General features: G+C 60.3%; 15 protein-coding genes. 3 read left to right on the top strand and 12 right to left on the bottom strand.

Going from position 1 to position 14030, the window contains the following annotated elements; genetic code table 11:
- Window positions 1-57: 57 nt before the first annotated feature.
- The 7 genes from BFQ03_RS20980 to BFQ03_RS20950 all read right to left on the bottom strand — a co-directional run bounded on the left by BFQ03_RS20980 (window position 58) and on the right by BFQ03_RS20950 (window position 7441).
- Window positions 58-1554 carry a YdgA family protein gene (locus BFQ03_RS20980; protein ID WP_065943949.1) on the bottom strand — a complete coding sequence of 499 codons (1497 nt, stop codon included), beginning with the start codon at window positions 1552-1554 and terminating at the stop codon, window positions 58-60.
- Window positions 1555-1700: 146 nt separating this feature from the next.
- Window positions 1701-2342 (bottom strand): NADH:ubiquinone oxidoreductase subunit N, encoded by a 642-nt coding sequence (locus BFQ03_RS20975; RefSeq protein WP_065943948.1) that lies wholly within the window; start codon window positions 2340-2342, stop codon window positions 1701-1703.
- Between the two features lie 81 nt (window positions 2343-2423).
- A complete protein-coding gene (locus BFQ03_RS20970) occupies window positions 2424-3866 on the bottom strand; it encodes an efflux transporter outer membrane subunit (protein WP_065943947.1) in 1443 nt (480 codons plus the stop codon).
- Window positions 3863-4753, bottom strand: coding sequence for an efflux RND transporter periplasmic adaptor subunit (locus BFQ03_RS20965; protein WP_032856493.1), 891 nt, complete (start codon window positions 4751-4753; stop codon window positions 3863-3865). The genes BFQ03_RS20970 and BFQ03_RS20965 overlap by 4 nt, the downstream gene beginning before the upstream one ends.
- Entirely contained in the window at window positions 4750-4959 is a 210-nt protein-coding gene (locus BFQ03_RS20960; protein WP_032856492.1) for a DUF1656 domain-containing protein, read from the bottom strand. The genes BFQ03_RS20965 and BFQ03_RS20960 overlap by 4 nt, the downstream gene beginning before the upstream one ends.
- The gene (locus BFQ03_RS20955; protein ID WP_065943946.1) at window positions 4956-7034 is read right to left on the bottom strand and encodes an FUSC family protein; all 2079 of its coding nucleotides are present in this window, start codon (window positions 7032-7034) and stop codon (window positions 4956-4958) included. Before BFQ03_RS20955 ends, BFQ03_RS20960 begins: the two co-directional genes overlap by 4 nt.
- Complete coding sequence (locus tag BFQ03_RS20950; protein ID WP_065943945.1) at window positions 7031-7441, bottom strand: MarR family winged helix-turn-helix transcriptional regulator; 411 nt, start codon at window positions 7439-7441, stop codon at window positions 7031-7033. The genes BFQ03_RS20955 and BFQ03_RS20950 overlap by 4 nt, the downstream gene beginning before the upstream one ends.
- A 142-nt stretch (window positions 7442-7583) precedes the next feature.
- On the opposite strand from BFQ03_RS20950, the gene BFQ03_RS30350 reads away from it, so the two are divergent.
- Window positions 7584-7745, top strand: a complete 162-nt coding sequence (locus tag BFQ03_RS30350; RefSeq protein ID WP_175403912.1) for a hypothetical protein — start codon at window positions 7584-7586, stop codon at window positions 7743-7745.
- A 40-nt stretch (window positions 7746-7785) separates the two neighbouring features.
- On the opposite strand, the gene BFQ03_RS20945 is transcribed toward BFQ03_RS30350, so the two are convergent.
- The 5 genes from BFQ03_RS20945 to BFQ03_RS20925 all read right to left on the bottom strand — a co-directional run bounded on the left by BFQ03_RS20945 (window position 7786) and on the right by BFQ03_RS20925 (window position 10957).
- Entirely contained in the window at window positions 7786-8202 is a 417-nt protein-coding gene (locus BFQ03_RS20945) for a hypothetical protein (RefSeq protein WP_065943944.1), read from the bottom strand.
- 41 nt (window positions 8203-8243) lie between these two features.
- Window positions 8244-9332, bottom strand: a complete 1089-nt coding sequence (locus tag BFQ03_RS20940; protein ID WP_065943943.1) for a DUF3396 domain-containing protein — start codon at window positions 9330-9332, stop codon at window positions 8244-8246.
- 15 nt (window positions 9333-9347) lie between these two features.
- Window positions 9348-10049: a VRR-NUC domain-containing protein gene (locus tag BFQ03_RS20935; protein ID WP_065943942.1), complete on the bottom strand. Its 702-nt coding sequence runs from the start codon at window positions 10047-10049 to the stop codon at window positions 9348-9350.
- Complete coding sequence (locus BFQ03_RS20930; protein WP_065943941.1) at window positions 10046-10564, bottom strand: PAAR domain-containing protein; 519 nt, start codon at window positions 10562-10564, stop codon at window positions 10046-10048. The genes BFQ03_RS20935 and BFQ03_RS20930 overlap by 4 nt, the downstream gene beginning before the upstream one ends.
- A gap of 138 nt (window positions 10565-10702) precedes the next feature.
- Window positions 10703-10957, bottom strand: coding sequence for a DUF2789 domain-containing protein (locus BFQ03_RS20925; RefSeq protein ID WP_065943940.1), 255 nt, complete (start codon window positions 10955-10957; stop codon window positions 10703-10705).
- A 149-nt stretch (window positions 10958-11106) separates the two neighbouring features.
- Here BFQ03_RS20925 and BFQ03_RS20920 point away from each other — a divergent pair, with 149 nt between their 5' ends.
- A complete protein-coding gene (locus BFQ03_RS20920) occupies window positions 11107-13266 on the top strand; it encodes a PA5441 family protein (RefSeq protein ID WP_065943939.1) in 2160 nt (719 codons plus the stop codon).
- A complete protein-coding gene (locus tag BFQ03_RS20915; protein ID WP_065943938.1) occupies window positions 13263-13970 on the top strand; it encodes a DUF3142 domain-containing protein in 708 nt (235 codons plus the stop codon). The genes BFQ03_RS20920 and BFQ03_RS20915 overlap by 4 nt, the downstream gene beginning before the upstream one ends.
- Window positions 13971-14030 lie beyond the last annotated feature (60 nt).

Here is a 14030-nt window from a genome sequence, read left to right as displayed (position 1 = left end):
CCGCATTCGCGAGCAAGCCCGCTCCCACATTTTGGGTCGGTGCCGGCCTACAGAGGCTTACTGCGCGCCGCTGACCGCACCCAGTTTGCCCAGTACGCCGCCGATGAACTGCTCGACGGTCATTTTCTGGCCGTTGAAGGTCACTTCATTGTTGGCGTAGTGCAGCTTGGCCAGGATGTCGTTGCCTTCCAGGGTCGCCAGTTGTGTGCCAACGGCCATGCCGCTGAGCATCTCGCTGGCCATCTGGGACTGCTGCTCAATGGCTTTCGGATCGGTCACGCCATCGATCTGCGCTTGCAGGGCGGCAACATCGCCAATCATCGGCTTGGACAGGGTCAGGTTGGCATCGAGCAGCGTGATGATCTGCTTGCCCAGCTCAACAGGTGGCAGTTCCATGGTGGACGGTTTGGTCATGTCCACCACCAGGCTGAAGCGGCTTTCGCCGTTGGCGGTCTTGAGGGACAGGTTTTCCAGGGCCACTTGTGGCTTGGCGGCCAACAGTTGTTCAACGTTGGTCTGGGCCAGCGCTTGCTCGGCTTCGCTCAATTGCAGCTCGGGGATCGGCTGCCCAGCCGCCTGAGCGGCCTGCACCGGTTGCATCTTGTCCTGATACAGCTTGGTCAGCACCATCGCCGCCGGCACGTCGATGTTTTTCATGCTGATCGCCATGGCTGCCGAACCCACGGGTTTGCCCTGGTAAGTGATCTCGGTGATTTTGTAATCAACGCGACCCTGCATGTTGTTGTCTTGGGTGTCGCTGCTGTCTTTCTGCTCGAAGCCCTTGATGTTCAGCACAGCTTGCTGCGGGCCAAAAGTGAACTTGCTGTTGCTCAGCCCGACGGTGTTCTTGCCGATGTAGAACCCGAAGTTGGTCTTGGACAGGTTGCTCGCCAGCGTCAGGCCATTGAGCTCGGCCTGGAACGGTGCACCTTTGGGGTCGACCAGGGAGATCTTGAAGGCGTCCATATAGCCGTCAACCTTGATCTCTTCGCCTTTGGCAGTGTTGAAGAAGTCGAGCTTCATGCCGGAGAAGTTGACGCTGTTGGTGGCGTCCTTGAACTCCAGGGGCAGCAGTTCCAGCGTGCCGTTCACCGAACGGTTGAAGCCGATGTTGGCCACACCTTTGATAGGCGACACGTCTTTGGTGGCAGCGAACCATTTTTCGGTGGTCGGGTTTTTCTCAAGGGCCAGATGGCTGGAAGCCAGCACCGGCCACAACTTGAGGCTCATCAGGCGCGAAAACGGCAGCGGGCCGTGTTCGATATTGTCGACAAACAGCAACTCACTGTCTTTGAACTGCTCACCGAACACCGCGCCTTGCGCCTTGAGGCGGAAGTGGCCGGTGCTGCTGAACCAGCCACGATCCAGGGAGACCATCTCCAGGGTCATGCGGCCATCGACGCCGGCCAGGGAGCGTTCCATTTCCTTGTTCGCGTCTTCGATCGAGGTTTTCAACACCCCTTCCAACTGGCTGCCGGTGTACCAGGCACCACCGGCACTGACCACGCCGACGGCGGCAACAAAACCCAAGAGTACAACGGCTGATTTATTCATGAAGTGACCTGATCCAATCCTGTGCGATGTGGGCTGTCTTCCCTGACCTCCGAAGTGGAGTGTCGGCTCAAGCCCGCCGGAAACCGGGCAAGGTTAGCACTGGCAGGGGGGCATGGCGCAATGCCCTTGACTGGCCGACCACCCGGCTACGGGCGCTCTAGGTATTCGGTCTCGATCTCATCGAGTTGGTGGTCGAAGCTTTTAAGGCGTGCGGTCCAGGTGTACACCAGCACTTCAAACTCGCGATGGATCACCGCATTGCCTGGCGTGTCGGCCTTGGGATCGTAGAAATCCAACTGGTAACGCTCGCGAGCCATGGCGGTGGCGACGTCGGACAGCTCCCGGGCGTTGTTCAGCCAATGCCGCCCTTCGGCCACTTGCCGGTCGAGTACCACGCATTGTTTTTTCAAGGCTTCGAGGCTTTTTTCCAGCGGTGTGCCGGTCAGCTCGCCCATGACTTCCTGGAACGTGCGCCCAGGTTGCCAGTAGCTGCCCCAGAAATAGCGGTCGAACACGGTCTCGACCCGGCGCAGGGCGACCTTGGTATCCCAGATCGCCACCCGTGTCTTGCCTTGGTCGAGGAATTTTTTCTGGGTGCGCTGGCTCTGGTAGGACGCCCACGCCACCACACCAACGGATAACGCGGCGATCAGCGCACAGGCGCTGTCGAGGAACACCATGGCCTTGTCGAGTTGATGGGCCAGCATGACGCCATAGAAGTACGTCGCCGATAACAACACCAGGGCGAAAAGCACGCACCAGAAAGCGGGAGCATAAGGGTTTTTCATTATTGGAATCCCCATGAACAACGCAGGCAGTGATCAGCGGGCCATCACGAAAGCCCGTCTGATCAAAGCATAGCAATCGCCTCAGGGTTTGCCGGGTTCTGCACCGTGCGTTCGTCCGCTTTCCCAGCCACCGCCCAGGGCCAGGAACAAGTCGATCTGGCTCATTGCCACTTGGGTGTTGGCCTGCGCCAGTTGGGCGCGCATGTCGGTGTAGGTGCGGGTGGCTTGCAAGTCGGCGAGGAACGACTCACGCCCCGCCTGGAAGAAGCGGTGCGTCTGGTCGGCGGCCTGTTGCGCCGACTGCTCGGCCTCGGCCAGGGCATCGCGGCGCTGCAGTTGCGCGGTGTATTGCGCCAGGCCGGTCTGGGTCTCGCGGATAGCGTTGAGCACCACCCCGTCAAAATGCGCCAAGGCGCCCTGGGTCGCGGCCTCGGCTTCATGGATGCGCGCGCGCGAGCCGTTGGACGGCACCGTCCAGCTCAACAGCGGGCCGAAGCCCCAACGGTTGGTGGCCGGTTTGCCAAGGTTGTCGATAATGCCGACGGTGCCGATGGAGGCACCGATGCTGATGTCCGGGTACAGCTCGCCGGTGGCGACGCCGATGCCCGCCGTCGAGGCCGCCAGCCGGCGCTCGGCCTGGCGTACATCCGGCCGACGCTTGAGCAGCGCCGCACCATCGCCCACCGGCAGCAATTGGGCAATATGCGGCAGCTCGGCGCACTCACGGGTGCCGGCGGGCAGTTGGTCCACGGGCTTGGCCAGCAGCATCGACAGGCGGAACAACCCGGCCTGGCGCGCGGCTTCAAAGCGCGGCAGTTCGGCACGCAGCGACTTGAACTGGGTTTGCGAACGGGTGACCTGGGTTTCATCACCGCGCCCAGCGTCACGCAGGCGCTGGGTCAGGCGCGTGCCTTGGGCTTGCAGGTCGAGGGAATGGCGGGCAATTTCCAGCTCTTCGTTGGCTGCGCAGACCTGGGTGTAGGAGCGCACCACGTCCGCCACCAGGGTGATGCGCGCGGTATCGACGGCGGCCTGGGTCGCGTCGGCATTGGCCTGGGCGCCTTCGATGCCGCGCTGCAAGGTGCCGAACAGGTCGAACTGATAAGAAGTGGTGATGCCGATATCTGCGACATTGGCCACCGGCACCTTATCCGCCTGCAGGAAGGCTTCGCCGGACTCCTGCAAGCGTTGGGCGCCGAGCTTGACGCCACCGCTCCAACCGCCCGCCGATTGCGCTTCCTGTACCTGGAAACGCGCCCGTTGCAGGTTGGCCGCCGCCACGCGCAAGTCGGTGTTGGAGGCCATGGCCTGACGCACCAGCTCATCCAGGCGCGGGTCCTGGTACAACTTCCACCAGTCGGCGGGCACCGGGGCCGAGACTACATTGCTGCCCTGCCCGGCCAGTTGGCCTTGCAGGTCGCCACGGTTCACGGCGGCTTCGTCCGGCAGGTGATAGTCCGGGCCGACCACCTGGCAGGCAGATAGCAACAACCCCAGCCCAGCGGTCGCCAGCAGTCGCTTCATGGCTGGTCTCCGGGCTTGGGCTGGTCCGCGATAATCGACACGGTGGCGGTGCGCCCGGCAATCATGCGGAAGTCTGCCGGCACATCGTCAAAGGCAATGCGCACCGGGATCCGCTGGGCCAGGCGCACCCAACTGAATGCCGGGTTGACGTTGGGCAGCAGGTTGGCGCCGCTGGTGCGGTCGCGGTCTTCGATCCCGGCGACGATGCTCTGCACATGGCCGCGCAAGCGCGCGTTATCACCGACCACGCGGATATCCACGCTCTGGCCGACATGAATGCCGTCCAGCTTGGTCTCTTCAAAATAGCCGTCGATATGGAAGGAATTACTGTCCACCACCGACAGCACCGGGCGCCCGGCGGTGACAAATTCCTGGGCCCGGGGGGCGCGGTCGTTGACGTAGCCGTCCACCGGGCTGCGGATCACCGAGCGGTCGAGGTTGAGCTGGGCGCTGTCCACCGTCACCTGCGCTTCGGCCAGGGCCGACTGGGCGCGAGCCACGCGGGACTGGCTTTCTTCCAATTGCTCGCTGGCTACCAGGTTGCCCAGGCCACGGTTGCGCTTGGCTTCGCGTTGGGCCTGGGCCAGGGTTTCCTGGCGGTCGGCCACGGCGGCCTGGGCCTGGCGCAAGGCGAGCTTGAAGCGGTCCTGGTCGACGGCAAACAACACTTGGCCACGGGTCACCAACTGGTTGTCGCGCACGTCCACTTGCTGGATCAGCCCGGACACGTCCGGGGCGATCTGCACGATATCGGCACGGATATGCCCGTCGCGGGTCCAGGGGGCAAACATGTAGTACATCACCATGCGCCAGACCACGACGCAGGCAAAGGTCACTACCAACAGCGTCAGGACCACACGGCCAATCGTCAAAAAAGGTTTTTTCATGTCATCAGGTATCGACTGAGTGAGTCCACAGCGCCCAGCAACAGCGCGTAGAGAGCCACATTGAACAATGCCCGGTGCCAGACCAGGCGATAGAAGTGGGCACGGGTCAACAGCCCGTGCACCACCAGGTAAAAGCCATACGTAATGCCCATCAGCACCAGCAGCGTGGGCAGGAACACCCCGCTGATGTCCAGGTCACCGATCATAGAGGCGCTCCATCAGGCAGCGGCGCTTGCATCTCGGCGCCGCCAATGAATTCAACCCCAGGCAACAGCGCCAGGCGCAGGCCGGCCAAGGCGTGCAACAGGTGCAGGCGGGTATCGTCCTCGCCTTGCAGGCCCTGGCCGTTGAGCGCGCGGCGGGTGCGATCGAGGGTCATCAGCAGGCCGCTGGGCGCGGGCAAGCGCTCACCGGCTTTAAGACAGGCCTTGAAGTAAGCCCCGACGCCTTCGACCACTTGGTTGAGCAACACCCGTGGCACGCCAAGGATGCGCGGCGAGTAGGCCAGCAGGTCGAGCAGGTTCAGTGCCACCCGCAAATCACGCAGGGCAATACCGGTGTCCTGGCCGGTGAGGGCCAGGCGCGGCAGGTGCTGCATCAGGCGGTCGAGCATTTGCACGGCCATGTGCCGGTGCTCGGCCAGGGTCGCAGGTTCGGTGAGGCCGACAATATCGCGCCAACTGAAGCGGGTCAGGCGCTTGGCCGCCAGTTCGGCGCCAAAGGGCCGGGCGATCAGCGTCCACACAAAGGCAAACAGCAGGCCCACGGGACCGGCCAGGTTGACGTTGGCGAAGTTGAGGAAGTCCGCGTCATAGGCCCCCTGGATACTGATGAATGACGAGGTGTTCACCAGCGTCAGCAACATGCCCAGGTAAAAGCGCGGCTGCACGGTGAGGGTGCCGATGCAGATAAACGGTACGGCGAACGCCAGCACCAGCATCGGGAAATCGTGCAGGTTGGGCAGCACCAGAAACAGGTAGAGACTGGCGAACAGCACCGACATCGCCGTCCAGAAAAAGAACCGATAAATCTGCGGCGCCGGGTCGTCCATCGAGGCGAAGAAGCTGCACGCCACCGCCGCCAGAATCACCGCACTGCCGCCGTCGGTCCAGCCCAGCAGAATCCACAGCACCGAGGCGACGATGATCGCGGTGACGGTGGAGAACGCCGAGTAAAACATCAGGCCACGGTCGAGGAATGGCGTGAGTCGGCCTAGGCGCCAGTGACGGTAGACGGCGCGCCAGGTGTCCTGGCTTTCGCACTCAATGGCGGCTTGCAGGCTGCGGCAGTCTTGCCACAAGTCGATCCACTCACCAAGGCGGTACAGCGCGTTGGAAAACAGCAGGGTGTGGCGATCGTCCAGCGCTTCGCCTTGGGGTTGCAGGGCGTCTAACTGGTCGCGCAAGGCGCGCCAGCTTTCCAGCGGTGCGCCTTGTCGGGTGTCTTCCAGCCATTGCTGGGTGGCTTGGAGTATCGGTGTGAGACGATCGAGAAACTGCGGGGCACGGTGTTCGATGGCGTACAACGCATCATCCAGTGCATCCACCACCGGCAGCAGGTGGATCATGCGCCCACGCAGTTCTTTGGTGTTACGCACTGTCTGCGGCCGTGCGCCTTCGTGGGGCAACTGGCCGATCATCAATTCGAGGGTGTTGAAGGTGGCGACCATAGCGCCGCGCAGGTTGCTGACTTCTTCAGGCTGCACATTGCGCATCAGAAAGCGCTGGCTGTAGACCTGGGCATCGGCAAACCACTGGGCCACCGAACCATCGAACACCGGCATCAGTCGGCGCGGCCAGAACATCGCGCCCACCACGGCGGCCACCGCGATACCGAGGAAGATTTCTTCGGTCCGCGCCTCGGCCACATCCCACACCGCCAGGGGGTTATCCACCACCGGCAGGGCGATCAGCGGCAGGGTGTAGCCGGCCAGCATCAAGGCGTAGTTATTGGCCGTGCGCAGGTGCATGGAGAGGAACAGCAAAGTGCCCGTCCACAACGCGATCACCACCACCAGAATGTAGGGCGACTGCACAAACATCGGCACAAAAAACACCGCCGCCGCCGCGCCCATCAAGGTGCCGATGGCGCGGTACAACGCCTTGGAACTGGTGGGGCCGACAAACGGGCTGGAGACGATATACACCGTGGCCATCGCCCAATACGGACGCGGCATTTGCATGAGCATGGCGATGTACAACGCGATCATCGAGGCGGCGAAGGTACGCACACCGTAGAACCAGTCGCGGGCGGGCGGGAAGCCACTGAAAAATCCGTTCAAAGTGTCGCCGCCTCAAAGGCGCGCAGCACACGCAGCGCGGCTTCCATATCGGTAGGCGCAATATCGGCCAGCACTTCACGGCGCAGGCGCACCAGTTGTGCTTCCACCGCTTGCACCAGCTCACGACCGCGCGCGGTGAGGCTCAAGGCCTTGGCGCGGCGGTCGTGGATATCTTCGGTGCGGCACACATAACCACTGTTGCACAGTTGGTCGAGCAGGCGCACCAGGGATGGGCTTTCCATCCCCGACGCCTGGGCCACCTTGACTTGATGCACACCGTCGCCGAGACGGCCGATCATCAGTAAAGGCACCGCACAGGCTTCGGAAATACCGTAGCTCACCAGGGTGCTCTGGCAGATTTTGCGCCAGTGACGGGCGCCAGCCACCATGCTGCTGCTGAGGCTCATGTGAAGGTGTTCGAGGGATTGGGACACGGGATAGTTCGCATACAGTTAGTTTGCTAACTATCAATATGGTGGATGGATGGAATCTCGTCAAGTTTTGATACAAATTCGCAGATAGGCGGCAGGCCCTCCTGTAGGAGCGAGCTTGCTCGCGAAAAAACGCCAAGACACCGCGCTGATCCAGGGTGCCCACGTCATCGTTGACGACCTTCGTGAGCAAGCTCGCTCCTACACGCAAAAAAGCCTTCTGGCTATCCGTCCAGAAAGCCGCGCTTCGCGTTTCAACTCCGGCTTGAGCGGCGAATAGGACAGTTTCCATCAAAGGTGAAGGTTTTCAGCGCGCCCGATCAACTTTTCTGACCATACCGCCGAACACTCCAGACTTTTGCAGCCTCGGAAATCACCACTAAGACAGCCATAAAAATAACGTTGTAATCTGGAAATACGCGAGCGCCAATCAACAAAATCGAAACAGAGGGCACTATAAAAATAAGACGCAAAGGAGTTTGTAAATATACAAGCCATTTAACCTGTGTTTTTTGCAATAAAAATAACGCACAAGAAAAAACAACCGAAACTTGAAGAACCAAGTTAAAAGCAAATATATAAATCTGCACTGAACCGTGATCCGGAAAAATATTCACAGCGCTGGCGATATCGCTAAAAAAAGGAACTCGACCGCCAAGTAAGCTGTTTAGAAAATACCAAGTGAGATAAATAGCATCCAACCCGCCCCACAACCACCACACCTTTTTCCTATTCATTTTCGCCATCCTTGTATTCGTAGGTGGTCAGCCCATCGATTCTACAACCGCCCCGGCAGGGTGTTTGTAGCATCCAAGCAGGGTTCATCGCGAAGTAACTTGGCACGCCAGGCAGGTATATCGTCTGCGTCCACATCCAAGCGCTTGAGCCACTGATCAGCCGACCAGTCCACCAGCCGCAACTCGCCATCATGAGAGCCACCGTGCAGTGAACCTACAGTCTCGTAGCGGATGTCCTTGAGCACATGGTTCAACAACACGTAGGCCGCCGGTTTCGGATCATCGGCATCCCCGCCAAGATACGGGTATGCACCGGCCTGGATCACTACGCCGTTACCGTAGTCATAGAAGGCAAAATGGCTGGACGGTAGCTGCGCACGCAGGCCATCCAGGCCGCCAACAAGATCCAGGCGTGCTTGGTCGAGCAAGGTCAGCCAACTGACCGTCTTGATTTTTGTGGGTTTGAATTCGGGGATATTGGCCAACAGAGCGGCTGTGCCTACATCCAATCCAGGCATGCGCGCCGCCATAAAGGCTTCAGTAGGCTCATTGCTATCCCGGTTGGTGACGGAAAGATTGAAGGCATGCCCCGCGTAGCCCTGCTCGGGGACCAATCGGCGCGCGGAGTCTAGGAACAAGCGCAGGAAACTGAGTGGGCTCTGCTCTTGGTACAAAAGCGGTACTGAGAACTGCAGGACGCTGAGCTCATCCCCCATCTTTGCCTTCCATCCACGCATACCAAAAACATCGAAGAGCCAAGCGCTAGCGTCGTTGGATTGCTTGCCACTGAGGTAGTAGAAGCTGAGAAGGTCGTCTGCATCCATTGCTTCGACCATATCTCGGAGTGGCTTTGCGTCAGCAAAAGCTGACAGTGGCTTGCCCTGAGGAGGTTCTTCGCGCCAGAGCCAAGTGAGGTGGGGCTCAGCCAAGCGTTTGAAGTCGTCGAAACACTGGCATAGCGCTTCGCGCACCAAACGTGTATGGGCCTCCTTGAAATACAGCGTTCCCCGCAGGCAAAGTACTGCGCCGATATAATTCTGGGGGCCGCCCTTCATCAATAGATGACCGGGTATTTCCAGCAGGTGTGGTTGCTTGGCAAGTTCTTCGGCCACATTGAATTCCGGTTCCATGGGGGCTCCTCCGAATCAGTAAGCGGGGATCATTGGCCGAGGGGAGCGGCCACGCGTCAGGATAAACATCACGCCACCAGCGATGGCTGCGGCCCAGCCAAGCTGCGCCACTGGCACGTTGGACTGCTGATTTTCCTGGCTACAGTCACATTCGGTGGATGTCATCTCAACGACCTTATTTTTGTTGCCTGCTATGTTTGCATAATCCTGCGCCTGCTCCACTTTCGGAGGGTCAGGTGGAAACTTCATCTCCACCACTTGCTTGATATTGTCCTGAGTTGGCGGCTTGCTGGCGTCCTTGACGATCACTACATCGGGCCGGCGAATCATCCCTTTCCCGGCCTTGAACGGTGGATGTTCTGGGTCTTCATTCCAGTACTTGTTGATCCAGCCCGGTATCCAGCCATGAGGGCTGGTCCCTGTTTGACTGTCGAGGATTGGCTGTGGTGGACGCTTGGTCATGTCGTAACTGACCTCGGCCCTATACGGACTGCGCCCCTGGAGAATCTCGTCAAGCTCCCCAAGGCGCTGTGCCACACAGCCCTGTTTAAGATTCCTGCCATCTTGGCTGATGTTAGGTGTGCCGCTGCAATAGCAAATTGCCGAGCACAGTACTTTCCTGTCCTGGAGACCGAGCTTCGGCTTCAGGATGCCCACGGGGTTGGTCGTGCCTTCGGGGCTCATGCCACCCTGAGACAGGCCGGGTTGATCATTCATGCTTCGTCGCCCGGCACTAGGCCAATATAGATAGCCTGCGACGTATCGTGGTTAACCCACGATGTCATGCCTTCGCCATTGGTGGTGTCGAACGTGCTCCAGCCGGCACTCGACCATACCTTTACCTTGCGACCACCAATAGGTTGGCCGGTTTCCTGATCTATGAGTTGAAAGCGTCCGGAGTAAGGGGCTATGGAACTGCTCAACGGCGCAAGGGGAGTGAGCGGGGACGGTGTGAATCTGTCACCGATGAACACGGTTCCCGACCCGCCGATGATCACGTTGCCATGTTCACCGACGCTGCCGAGCGTTGCGGCAGGTTTTCCGTTGATGAAAACCGTCGAAGACACACCAGTGCTAATCCGGCTTGCGCAAGTAGATACATCACCTTGGCGTGCTGCGGGCAAGCCATCGAAGAAGACGTCAGGAGAACCTTCGATTATAGGGTTGCTGCCATGCCCCGACATTGGGCATGCCGTAGGGTCCGTAACGCGGGCGGCGGGCTTTCCACTCATATGGCTTTTCCAACAGGAGACAATGTGCGCCTGTTGATAACCATTTTTTTCACTTCCCTCTATCATCTAACTCAGTTTGAGAAGTCGGAAATTTCCCAACTCAAGACCGAGCTATCCTATGGAAGATGTATTGATGAACTAACCAGCCGGTCTATCCCTCCCAGCCCTCAGCAGCAGATTCAACTCATCCATCACTTGCGCCCAATCCGCATCCTCCAGAATCTCTTCGCGCAAAAATGCCTTCTGGCTATCCGTCCAGAAAAACGCATCTTCGAGTTTCAACTCTGGCTTGAGCGGTGAATGCACCGCAACAAAACGCTCAATGCTGGTGGCGTCATCGGGCAGCCCGAGCTGTTTGAACAACGACGGCAGGGTGTGGACAGGCGATTCCATGGCAACTCCGAGACTAGGTGATTGACTACAGTCTAGACCGATAAAACCCACAGATTGACGGCCTTCTGTGCAACATTTTGCAATGTTCACGCTATCATCTGCACCTTTCGCCCAGCGGCATTCACGGCCTCCCGGAATAAGGACAATTCATGCGCATCGGTCTTCTGTCATCCCTGACCCTGGCACTGTATGCCGGTGTATCCCTACAGGCCCAGGCCAGTGGCGACGACTCGTGCTACCCCGACTGGCGCGTATCCCAGGACTCGCTGACCGCGTGCAGCAACGTGCCTTTTCTGAGCCCCGGCAATGACAGTCGGACCAACTTGCGTCTATTGCTCGCGGCCAAAAAGAATGCGCCGCTGACGCCCAATGCGCTGGGCGCAGATGACCTGGCCCAGGGATTCGGCCCGGTGCCGTTCCCGGTGTATCGCCTAGTCCCTGCCCCAGTTGCCGCAGAATCGGCCGAGGAACAAAGCGCCGAGTTGACACAATTGCTGGCCTCGCTGGGTATCCAGCGCGATACCACGACGGCGCCAGCGGGTGACCAGTTCCTGTGGGGCGAAGGCAGCCGCTGCCGCAGCAACAATGTGCAGAGTGCCACCGACTTTGTACGCCAAGTGATCAAGGCCGATGTGCCGGCAAATGAACGGGTGCTGCTGGCCAATGCACGCCTGAAATTGCTTGGCACCTGTGACTGGCAGGGCGAAGTGCTGCTGGAGCCGCAGCTGATGACATCGACCCAGGGTCGGGAACTGACGACCTATTTGCTCGCCGCATCCGACTTTTACAGCGGGCGTTTTGTATATGCCGAGCGCGGGTTTGCCGCGGTCACCGTCACAACGCTGCCCTGGCTGAAAGAAACGGCGGTGTACATGATCGCCCGCGCGTCGCTCAACCATGCCCAGGAAAACGCCTTCGACGAATACGGCATGCCCCAGCGCAAGGCTGTGGATAAGTCCGCCCTGGGCGAAGCCGAGCATAGCTTCCTCAGCTACCTGAAAACTTATCCACAGGGCGACTATGCGGCCTCCGCTCGCGGCCTGCTACGCCGGGTTCACTGGCTGGCGGGCGATGCGGCCAAGCTGGCAGACGACTACGCCTGGCAACTGACCGAGGCCAGCGATGCCGAGCGCAATGGGTCTATCGATGAACTGGTTGAAGAAACCGACAACAAGCTGCTGACCAGCTATGCCGAAACCATCCGCAACCCACTGCTGCTGGCGATCAACGACCTGATGTGGATGCGCGCCAACAACCTGCTCAATATGACCCGCGCCACCCTTGATGCGCAAAAGGCCGCGTTTGCCAACGAGCCTGCGCTGTACGACTACTTGCAGGCCGCGTTCGCCCTGTATGTCGAGCACCAGCCCGACAAGGCGTTGAAGCATCTGCCACAAGACGTGCCATCAAGCCTGGATTACTTCGCCTTCAGCCAGCAGACCCTTCGCGGCTTGGCCCTGGAAGCCAGGCAGGACTGGAAAGGCGCCGAGGCACTGTGGCTACAACTGCTGTCGCACGCCAAGCTGCCCTTGCAGCGCGAGCAACTGGAACTGGCCCTGGCAATGAACTACGAGCGCAGCGGCCAATTGGCCAAGGTGTTCACCGCCGACTCGCCGATCCAGACCCCGCAAGTGCGCTATATCCTGCTGCGCAGCGTGGCCGGCCCAGAGTTGTTGCGCCAGCAGATCAGCCAGGCCAGCGACCCGCTGGAGCGCAGCACCGCGCAATTTGTGTTGCTCTACAAAGACCTGCTGCGCGGCCAGTTCGCGACTTTTGCCGAGGATTTGCAGCAACTGCCGGCCCCCCCTGCCGCAGACAAGATCGGCACCAGCCTGGGCTACGTGTACGACGGCGGCCAGGCGCTGACCTTGTTCCGCTGGAGCGGCGACAAGGCGCCGTCCGGCTACACCTGCCCGACCATCGCGCAAACCGCCAGCACCTTGCAAAACGACGCGAAAAACCCACACGGCCTCAATTGCCTGGGTGAGTTCATCCTGCGTAACGGCCTGGACGGCATGCCCCTGGAAGAGGCGCGCTCGGCCGGCAGTCTGGGCAGCACCCCATCGGGCTTCACCGGTGAAACCTTCTCGCGGCTCGATGGTTATCAACAGGTGATCGCCAACCCCAAGGCGCCGCGTGACGACAAGGCCTATGCGCTGTTCCGGGCGATCAACTGTTACGCGCCTTCGGGCTATAACAGCTGCGGTGGTGAGGACGTGGACAAGGCGGTGCGCAAGGGCTGGTTCCGCCAGTTGAAAAGCGGGTTTGCCGACACGCAGTGGGGCAAGTCGCTGCAGTACTACTGGTGAAACACCTGTGGCTAGGCTTGCTGCTGTTGGCGAGCCCGGCCTTCGCCACCGTCGACGCCTACGACTATGACGCTTTCTGGCTGTGGAGCGGCGTCGTACCACAGCCGGTGCTCAAGCAGGCCAGGACCCTGTACATCCTCCAGGGCCAGATCAACTCGACCCGCCGCCACCCCGAACGTGGCGTGCAGTTCATCGCCCAGGGCATGAGCGTGCCGCGCATCCGCCAGGGCCAGGTGTGGGTGGTCTACCGCGCCCACACCCTGCGTTGGCCAGAGCCGGTCTACACAAAATTGCTGGGGCAGGTGCAGCGCTGGAAAACCGCGGGCAACCCGGTGGTGGGTATCCAGATCGACTTCGACGCCCGCACCCAATACCTGCACGAATACGCCGACTTCCTCAAGGATTTGCGCCAGCGCCTGCCAAAGGATTTGCGCCTGAGCATCACCGGCCTGATGGACTGGAGCAGCAACGCCGACCCGGCCGCCATCGCCCAGCTCAAAGGGGTGGTGGATGAAGTGGTGGTGCAGACCTACCAGGGGCGCCACAGCATCCCGGATTACGCGGCATACCTGCCACGGATGAACCGGCTGGGGCTACCGTTCAAGATCGGCTTGATCCAGGGCGGGGATTGGCAGGAGCCGGAGTATTTGAAGGAGAGTGAGTGGTTTGGCGGGTATGTGGTGTTTTTGCAGAATCCCCACTGATCAACCTGTAGGAGCCGGCTTGCCGGCGATCACGGTGTGCCTGCCATCGACGTAACAGCA

Origin of the sequence: Pseudomonas sp. 25 R 14 (assembly GCF_900004755.1) — a bacterium.
GTDB classification, from domain to species: domain Bacteria; phylum Pseudomonadota; class Gammaproteobacteria; order Pseudomonadales; family Pseudomonadaceae; genus Aquipseudomonas; species Aquipseudomonas brenneri.
The sequence above is the reverse complement of the archived record's forward strand: the minus strand, read 5'-3'. Positions and strand labels throughout refer to the sequence as shown.